We start from the raw sequence: 6,987 nt of genomic DNA, 5'->3' as shown, positions 1-6,987 counted from the left end.
GTGAGTATGGAGCGATCGATCGCTATCGATCGAGAGTCGGATGGATAATAGATTATGGCAATATAATTATCCAATTGGCGTAGCCTCTCCGACAGGACAAAATGATGTTAGTTACGATCCCCGCCTTCTACAAAAAGGTGGGGATCGTTGTGCTGATGGGGTATTGACGCGATCGATCTAAAAAATGCTACCGATCGCGATCGTAAAAATCGACTCGATCGAACGATTAAAAATAGTTGTCTTAAATTTTATCTAACGATCGACGAGCGATCGAAAAACAGTTTTATCGAACTATCCTGATGTTTGCAAACTAACAATTAGATCGAGCAAATTCTCGCATCGATCGAGAGAATTTGGATAAAACCACTGACGCATCTAAGCGAATATAAAGCTCTAATGCTTGACACAGCGCAAGTTTTGACGATCGAATCCTCGGTTTTTGGTAACCATCTAACGAGCGGACGACAGCATGTAGAGAAAGACTCATATTTTAGTGCAGTCAAAAGGTATAGATGAATCCATATTTTTTTCCTTAGAAAGATACATTATAAAATTGTTAATTTCTGTTGTAATAGAAAACATCAAGAATGAAGTCACGAGGTTCGATCGATGATGCCAACAATCGACAAATTACATAAATTCCAACGCGCTCAGAGGGTCAGCTTCGCAGGCGGGGAAGGCATCGTGCGCAGTATCAAATTTGAAGCGCAACATTGGACGTATCTAATTGAAATGCCGCTAGGGCAAGAGCCAACCTTTGGAAGAGTTGGTGCAGAAACTATGGTGTTACTCAGTGAGACAGAATTGCGTGCAGCACGATCGTAAATTACCGCAATTGACTGGAATTATGGTAGCCAGCGCGATCGTCGCGCTCTGGATCGTGAGTCTTGGCATTGTCTTTGCGATCGATGTCCCTACACTATTACCGTTTGGGATCGTACCAGTTATTTTAGCCAGAACATTTATCCAGACTGGGCTATTTATTGTCGCTCACGATGCAATTCATGGCTCCATTCTGCCGGGAAATCGCCGTGTCAATTACTGGATCGGCCAATTTGCACTGGCATTATACGCGCTCCTACCTTATCAAAAACTAGCACATCACCACTGGCAACACCATCTCCAACCCGGTCGAGTCGGAGATCCCGATTTTCACGATGGCGTTCGCGATAGCTTTGGGGCTTGGTATCTCAAGTTCATGCAAGAATATTTGGATTTTCGACAAAAAGTCGTCCTATTCTTTGGGATGAAAGTTATCTTCTTTACCCTATTTTTGGTCTTTCACGTACCGATCGCCAACCTGTTTTTATTTTGGGTATTACCGATCGTGCTGAGTTCCATTCAACTCTTCTTGTTTGGGACTTACTTACCCCATCGATCGGGTGGTAGAGCGACACCAACCAGTCAGCATCAAAATTCTCACAACGCCGTCAGCAGCAATTTGCCGCTCGTCTGGTCGTTTTTGACTTGCTATCACTTCGGCTACCACTGGGAGCATCATGAGTACCCCTCGCTACCATGGTATCGCCTCCCCTCCGTGCGTCAGCATCAGCCGCGAGCTAATATTTCCCGCAGCGGACACTTGACAAATATTATCCAATCCGAACTTCAGCGCGCGATCGTTAGGGGATAGAGGGGTGGATGGGTGGATGGGTGGATGGGTAGATGGGTGGATGGGTAATCGGTAAGAACTGACGATCGACGCATTATTTGCACTATTTTCAATCCGAAATCAACTATCTACTATCCACTATCCACTATCCACTATCCACTATCCACTATCCACTATCCAACTAGTTTCTCAGTCAAATCCCACATCCTTACTGCTTTGTCATCGCTGGCTTTGTCTGACAATTCCTGAACGAAGCCCTTGCGTCCGGCTTGTTGACGATTGCCCCAACTCCAATGCACGCCAGATTGCTTGAACTCTGGATCGACGACTACTTGAGCGACTCTTTCTCCAGCTAGCTCCTGAGACACATAACCCTTGGTGATATTTTTTTGGAACCAGGGGAAGATCTTCTGGAATAAGGGATAACTATTCCGAAATAGCGGCGTATCGGCAACGCAACCGGGATAGAGCGTATTAAAGACAATCCCAGTGCTATCGTGATAGCGGCGATGTAACTCGCGACTGGTCATCATATTGCACAGCTTACTATCTTTATAAGCCTTACCCGCCTTAAATGGCTTGCCATCAATCATCGAAATTGGGGCTTTAAATCCTGCCGCCAAGCCTTGTAAATCGCCTAAATCTGCGGGTGCGGGAATCGGAATCTTGCCGCCTAGCTCTTTAGAATTGGCCGTAACCGTACCTAAAATAATCAAACGTTTATCTGGTGCAGGGGAAGCTTTTAAGTCATCTAGGAGCAACTTGCACAGCAGAAAATGCCCGAAATGATTGGTAGCCACACTCAATTCATAGCCTTCTGGCGATCGCATCGGCTGTTTGAGCAATGGTAGATATACCGCCGCATTACAGACTAAAGCATCTAAGGATTTGCCAGTCGCGCGGAACTCCCCGACAAATTTCTTGACGCTCTCTAGCGATCCGAGATCGATATGGATGATGCTATAGCTATCTAAAGACATGCCGAGTGACTGCGCCGCCTGTTCTGCCTTATTGAGATCGCGACAAGCCATCACCACATGCCAACCCCTGTCCGCCATGGCTTTCGCCGCATACAATCCGACACCTGACGAGGCTCCGGTAATAATTACTGTTTGTTGAGTCATATTATGCAAATTTATAATAGTCTCAATATTTTAAGCTCCGCGATCGCCACAAGTCGCTCGATCGACACAACCCTTTAAACAATCTGGGCATTGGAGATGGGGATTTTGGATTTTGGATTTTGCGATGCGCGCTCGTCTGGTTTCCCGACAAGCGCGCATCAAGACAGGATTGCGGATTGGGAATAATGCATCGCTCGTCATTTTTTACCCATTACCCATTACCTATTACCTATTACCCATTACTCATCCACCCATCCACCCATCCACCCCTTTCCCCCTCTCCCACCCATCCACGCATAAATTCCGAGTCTAGCGGTTAAACTGGTAACTGAATAACTGCAAACCCGTTTATCATGCCCATACCTGCGATTCAATGGTATCCCGGACATATTGCCAAAGCCGAACGCCAACTGCAAGAACAAGTCAAAAAAGTTGATGTCGTGCTCGAAGTAAGGGATGCGCGGATTCCTTTTGCCACTTATCACCCACTGTTGGCAACCTGGATTGGCAATAAACACAAATTACTCATCGTCAATCGGGTCGATGCGATCCCGCCTACCGTTAAAGAATTATGGGCGGAATGGTTTATCTCTCAAGGCGAACAGCCATTTTTTGCTAACGCACAACAGGGTACGGGGGTTGCCGCTATTTCTAAAGCAGCTCAATCTGTCGGCGTTGCCATCAACCAAAAACGCAAAGAACGCGGCATGTTACCGCGTCCGGTACGTGCGGTCGTCATCGGCTTTCCTAATGTCGGTAAATCAGCTCTGATCAATCGCTTGCTCAATAAGCGAGTGGTCGAAAGTGCCAGACGCGCGGGGGTGACTAAATCGCTGCGGTGGGTGAGAATTTCCGATCGATTAGAATTGTTAGATGCTCCTGGCATCATTCCCGGACGCCTCGACGACCAAGCAGCAGCCGTTAAACTAGCGATCTGTGACGATATCGGCGAAGCTGGATACGATCGCCAGCGCATATCTGCCGCATTAATCGAGTTGTGTCAGGAGTTGGGCTACGTCTCTGGATTTGAAGATAGATACGGTTCGATTCCGACTACTTTGAGTGGGGAAGAATACCTGCATCAACTAGCGAATGAAAAGTATCGCGGCGATCTCGAACGAACATCGCATCTAATTTTGAATGATTTTCGGACGGGGATCTTAGGGAGTATTCCATTAGAATTACCACCCAAATCCAATCCATAATTTGGATTGCCAGCCGTATAAGATCGCACAAACTACCACTTCAATCCCGATTCTAGAGTTGCTCGCTTCCAGATCGAGATTCAACATCCGATCGCTCCCTCGAATTAGATCTAGGTAGGTTTTGTGGTTGGCATAAATGTTCGCTTGCGGCTGCTAGAGAACGATCTCAACTGCGATTTGTGCCGATCGAAGCCGATCTTTTGTCATCCAGACACTATCTCTAGTGTAAGCTTTTCTGGTATATTGAAGAGTTACTAAGCGTTCGACACCGATCTAGAATTCGGCTGCCGATCTTATCACCATAACTGTCTATAGATTGAATCCTCAAGATCCGCAGTTACAAAGTACCGATCGATTTAACGAAAATGCATATTGCGTGGCTGGGAAAGAAAACGCCTTTTTGTGGCAATGTTACCTATAGTCGAGAAATTACGAGTGCCTTAACTAATCGCGGGCACAAAGTGAGCTTTATGCATTTTGCAGATACTAAAGCTGATGGTGACGAGGTGCCATTGCCATTTCTGTACAAATCTCAAGTATTTACGATTCCCACAATTAGAGCCAAACGCATTCTCGAAAGGTCGCTCCGCCGTCGCAAACCAGACATCGTTCATGCTTCTTTGAGTTTATCGCCGCTAGATTTTTTGCTCCCAGAAATTTGCCAAGAGCTAGATTTACCGCTGATTTCGACATTTCACACACCCTACGATGGCAAACGTCGCAATGTCACTTCCACGACTCAATTATTAGCCTATCAACTCTACGCGCCATTTTTGGCTAGGTACGATCGCACGATTATCTTCTGTGAGGAGCAGCAAGATTTATTAGTCAAACTTGGCGTAGCACGCGATCGCATCATCGTCATTCCCAATGGTGTAGACGAACAAAAATATACCCCAGGAGCTAGCAATCTCAAGGCAGAGTTTAAAGCCAGTCAAATCTACGTGTATCAGGGACGGATCTCTACTGAAAAGAATGTTGAATCGCTGCTCAAGGCTTGGAAATATTGCAACATGGGCAACTACGGTTGCAAACTCTTATTAGTCGGCGATGGCCCGCTCAAACCCAATCTCGAACCATTTTACAATGTCGAACATGGGGTAATTTGGCTGGGTGCGATTCGCGATGATGCGCGGCGGATCGAAATTTTACGCGGTGCGGATGTGTTTATTCTGCCTTCGCTCGTTGAAGGTTTATCCCTGTCGCTCTTAGAAGCTATGTCTTGTGGACTCGCCTGTGTGGCTACCGATGCAGGTGCCGATGCTTCCGTAATTGCAGGCGATGCTGGAGTGGTCATTAATACTCAAGGCGTTTCCGGTCAACTCCGCACCTTACTTCCCGTGCTGCGAGAACATGCCGCATGGCGCGAGATGTTGGGCAAATCTGCCCGTCAGCGCGTCTTAGACTCTTATACCCTCAAAGGAAACGTCGATCGAATCGAACACCTTTACGGCGAGATATTAGCACCGATTAGGGCGGTTAGTTAGGCTCTAGATAACCAGCCCTTTCAACGCGAACAGAAGAACTAATCGGGGAATGGCGCAAACCCGTTCTCTATTCAATTGATATTAGTGGTGTAGTGCCCCTTTTCGATCGAATGACGAGCGATTTATCGATCGAAAAGGGGCACGCCATAATTGCATCAACTTCAAAACCGCATGATATGGCGATCGAGAAAGCAATACAAACGTTCGCATTGAAAGGACTGGCTCTAGATAACCTACAGCAAATTGCGATCGAATGAACCACAAAAATGAGAAAATAAAAGCAGGTAAATAAAAATAAAACATGGCAGCAGCATACTCTCTCGATTTGCGAACAAAAATACTAACCGCTTATCAAAATAAAGAAGGTTCGCAGCGAGCATTGGCGGCAAGATTTAAAGTCAGTTTATCGTTCATCAGGAAACTATTACGTCAGTACCGAGAAACAGGGGAGATTGCGGCCAAACCGCGAGGAGGAGATCTTCGGTCGAAGCTAAATTATGGCGATCGAGAAATCTTAAGAAAAATAGTAGCTGTAAAAAATGACATTTACTTGAGAGAAATTCAATCAGTAATCCAGTCGCAAATAGGAGTAAAAGTTAGCGAATCTAGCTTGTGTCGTACTTTAGATCGGATGAAATTAAGAAGAAAAAAGCGGATGCGCTCCGGTCGGGTCTGTCTTGACGCACCTTCTCGGACGGGAGACCCGTCCGAAGTGCGTCGCTCCCGACCATGGAAGCGCACCAAGCAAAACTATAGTTGCCAGCGAACGCGAGACAGAGAGAGTCAAAAAGTTACGATATGAGTGGCGACAATGGCTAGAGACACTTGATATCAGAAACTTAATATTTATTGATGAAACAGGCATCAACCGCTCTATGACTAGGCGTTATGGTCGAGGTGAAGGTGGCGTAAGGGTCTATGATGATTGTCCTGGCGATTGCTGTCGCAGACGGCAAGCCGTTCGCGGTAAAAATCTGACCCTAATTGGTGCGATGAGTGATGAAGGATTGATTGCCACTATGACATTGACAGGTGGGTTAGATACTGCCAGTTTTTTAGTTTATATCAAACGAATATTACTACCTCAATTATGGGTTGGTGCGATTGTAGTTATGGACAATCTTCCCGTACATCACGCCCAGAGAGCTGAAGATTTAATTAAATCTGTTGGGGCAAAAGTTAAATTTCTCCCACCTTATTCTCCTGATTTGTCTCCAATTGAATTATGTTGGTCTAAATTGAAAGAAATTCTCCGTTTTCTTGGTGCTCGAACTGCTGACTCGCTCGATTGCTGTCGCAGACGGCAAGCCGTTCGGGCGATCGCCATCGCGATCGAGAACATCACTGACGATAATACTCTAAGTTGGTTTCATCATTGTGGTCTTTATCTAGAAAAAATTCGCTAATTTTGTGGCACATTCGATCGCAATTTGCTGTAAGTTGCTGGAGTAGCCAACGATTGAAATCGTGGCTAGTGATGCAAAGTCCGCCTTGTATGTTAGAGAAGGTGGTAGATCGATGGAGCCTGGGTCAAAAAGACCGTCGCGCAGCAGGATCGC

The 6,987-nt window shown here is 46.1% G+C and carries 8 protein-coding genes and 1 pseudogene; 8 read left to right on the top strand and 1 reads right to left on the bottom strand.

What is annotated here, in order from left to right; translation table 11 throughout:
• The first annotated feature begins 40 nt into the window (after positions 1-40).
• The 3 genes from C7B77_RS30210 to C7B77_RS20045 all read left to right on the top strand — a co-directional run bounded on the left by C7B77_RS30210 (position 41) and on the right by C7B77_RS20045 (position 1,633).
• Positions 41-181, top strand: coding sequence for a hypothetical protein (locus tag C7B77_RS30210; protein ID WP_181243939.1), 141 nt, complete (start codon positions 41-43; stop codon positions 179-181).
• Positions 182-609: 428 nt separating this feature from the next.
• Positions 610-825: a hypothetical protein gene (locus tag C7B77_RS20050; protein WP_106308906.1), complete on the top strand. Its 216-nt coding sequence runs from the start codon at positions 610-612 to the stop codon at positions 823-825.
• Positions 809-1,633 (top strand): fatty acid desaturase, encoded by an 825-nt coding sequence (locus C7B77_RS20045; RefSeq protein ID WP_245894281.1) that lies wholly within the window; start codon positions 809-811, stop codon positions 1,631-1,633. Before C7B77_RS20050 ends, C7B77_RS20045 begins: the two co-directional genes overlap by 17 nt.
• 152 nt (positions 1,634-1,785) lie before the next feature.
• Here C7B77_RS20045 and C7B77_RS20040 read toward each other — a convergent pair whose 3' ends face one another.
• Positions 1,786-2,745 (bottom strand): protochlorophyllide reductase, encoded by a 960-nt coding sequence (locus C7B77_RS20040; RefSeq protein ID WP_425430839.1) that lies wholly within the window; start codon positions 2,743-2,745, stop codon positions 1,786-1,788.
• A 115-nt stretch (positions 2,746-2,860) separates the two neighbouring features.
• Here C7B77_RS20040 and C7B77_RS30205 point away from each other — a divergent pair, with 115 nt between their 5' ends.
• The 5 genes and pseudogenes from C7B77_RS30205 (at position 2,861) to C7B77_RS20020 (ending at position 6,834) form a co-directional block, all read left to right on the top strand.
• A complete protein-coding gene (locus C7B77_RS30205) occupies positions 2,861-3,049 on the top strand; it encodes a hypothetical protein (protein ID WP_181243938.1) in 189 nt (62 codons plus the stop codon).
• A gap of 40 nt (positions 3,050-3,089) precedes the next feature.
• Positions 3,090-3,941: a ribosome biogenesis GTPase YlqF gene (ylqF, locus tag C7B77_RS20035; protein WP_106308900.1), complete on the top strand. Its 852-nt coding sequence runs from the start codon at positions 3,090-3,092 to the stop codon at positions 3,939-3,941.
• 365 nt (positions 3,942-4,306) lie between these two features.
• Positions 4,307-5,428 carry a glycosyltransferase family 4 protein gene (locus C7B77_RS20030; protein WP_106308897.1) on the top strand — a complete coding sequence of 374 codons (1,122 nt, stop codon included), beginning with the start codon at positions 4,307-4,309 and terminating at the stop codon, positions 5,426-5,428.
• Positions 5,429-5,729: 301 nt separating this feature from the next.
• Positions 5,730-6,074: pseudogene (locus tag C7B77_RS31750) on the top strand (helix-turn-helix domain-containing protein); the annotation flags it as partial.
• 31 nt (positions 6,075-6,105) lie between these two features.
• The gene (locus tag C7B77_RS20020) at positions 6,106-6,834 is read left to right on the top strand and encodes a transposase (RefSeq protein WP_245894280.1); all 729 of its coding nucleotides are present in this window, start codon (positions 6,106-6,108) and stop codon (positions 6,832-6,834) included.
• The last annotated feature ends 153 nt before the right edge of the window (positions 6,835-6,987 follow it).

The organism is Chamaesiphon polymorphus CCALA 037, from assembly GCF_003003845.1.
GTDB lineage: Bacteria > Cyanobacteriota > Cyanobacteriia > Cyanobacteriales > Chamaesiphonaceae > Chamaesiphon > Chamaesiphon polymorphus.
This window is presented reverse-complemented; position numbering and strand designations above follow the sequence as displayed.

Coding starts and splice junctions, on each gene's coding strand:
- C7B77_RS30210 (WP_181243939.1), top strand. CDS start 41: ATGGATAATAGATTATGGCAATATAATTATCCAATTGGCGTAGCCTCT.
- C7B77_RS20050 (WP_106308906.1), top strand. CDS start 610: ATGATGCCAACAATCGACAAATTACATAAATTCCAACGCGCTCAGAGG.
- C7B77_RS30205 (WP_181243938.1), top strand. CDS start 2,861: ATGCGCGCTCGTCTGGTTTCCCGACAAGCGCGCATCAAGACAGGATTG.
- ylqF (WP_106308900.1), top strand. CDS start 3,090: ATGCCCATACCTGCGATTCAATGGTATCCCGGACATATTGCCAAAGCC.
- C7B77_RS20030 (WP_106308897.1), top strand. CDS start 4,307: ATGCATATTGCGTGGCTGGGAAAGAAAACGCCTTTTTGTGGCAATGTT.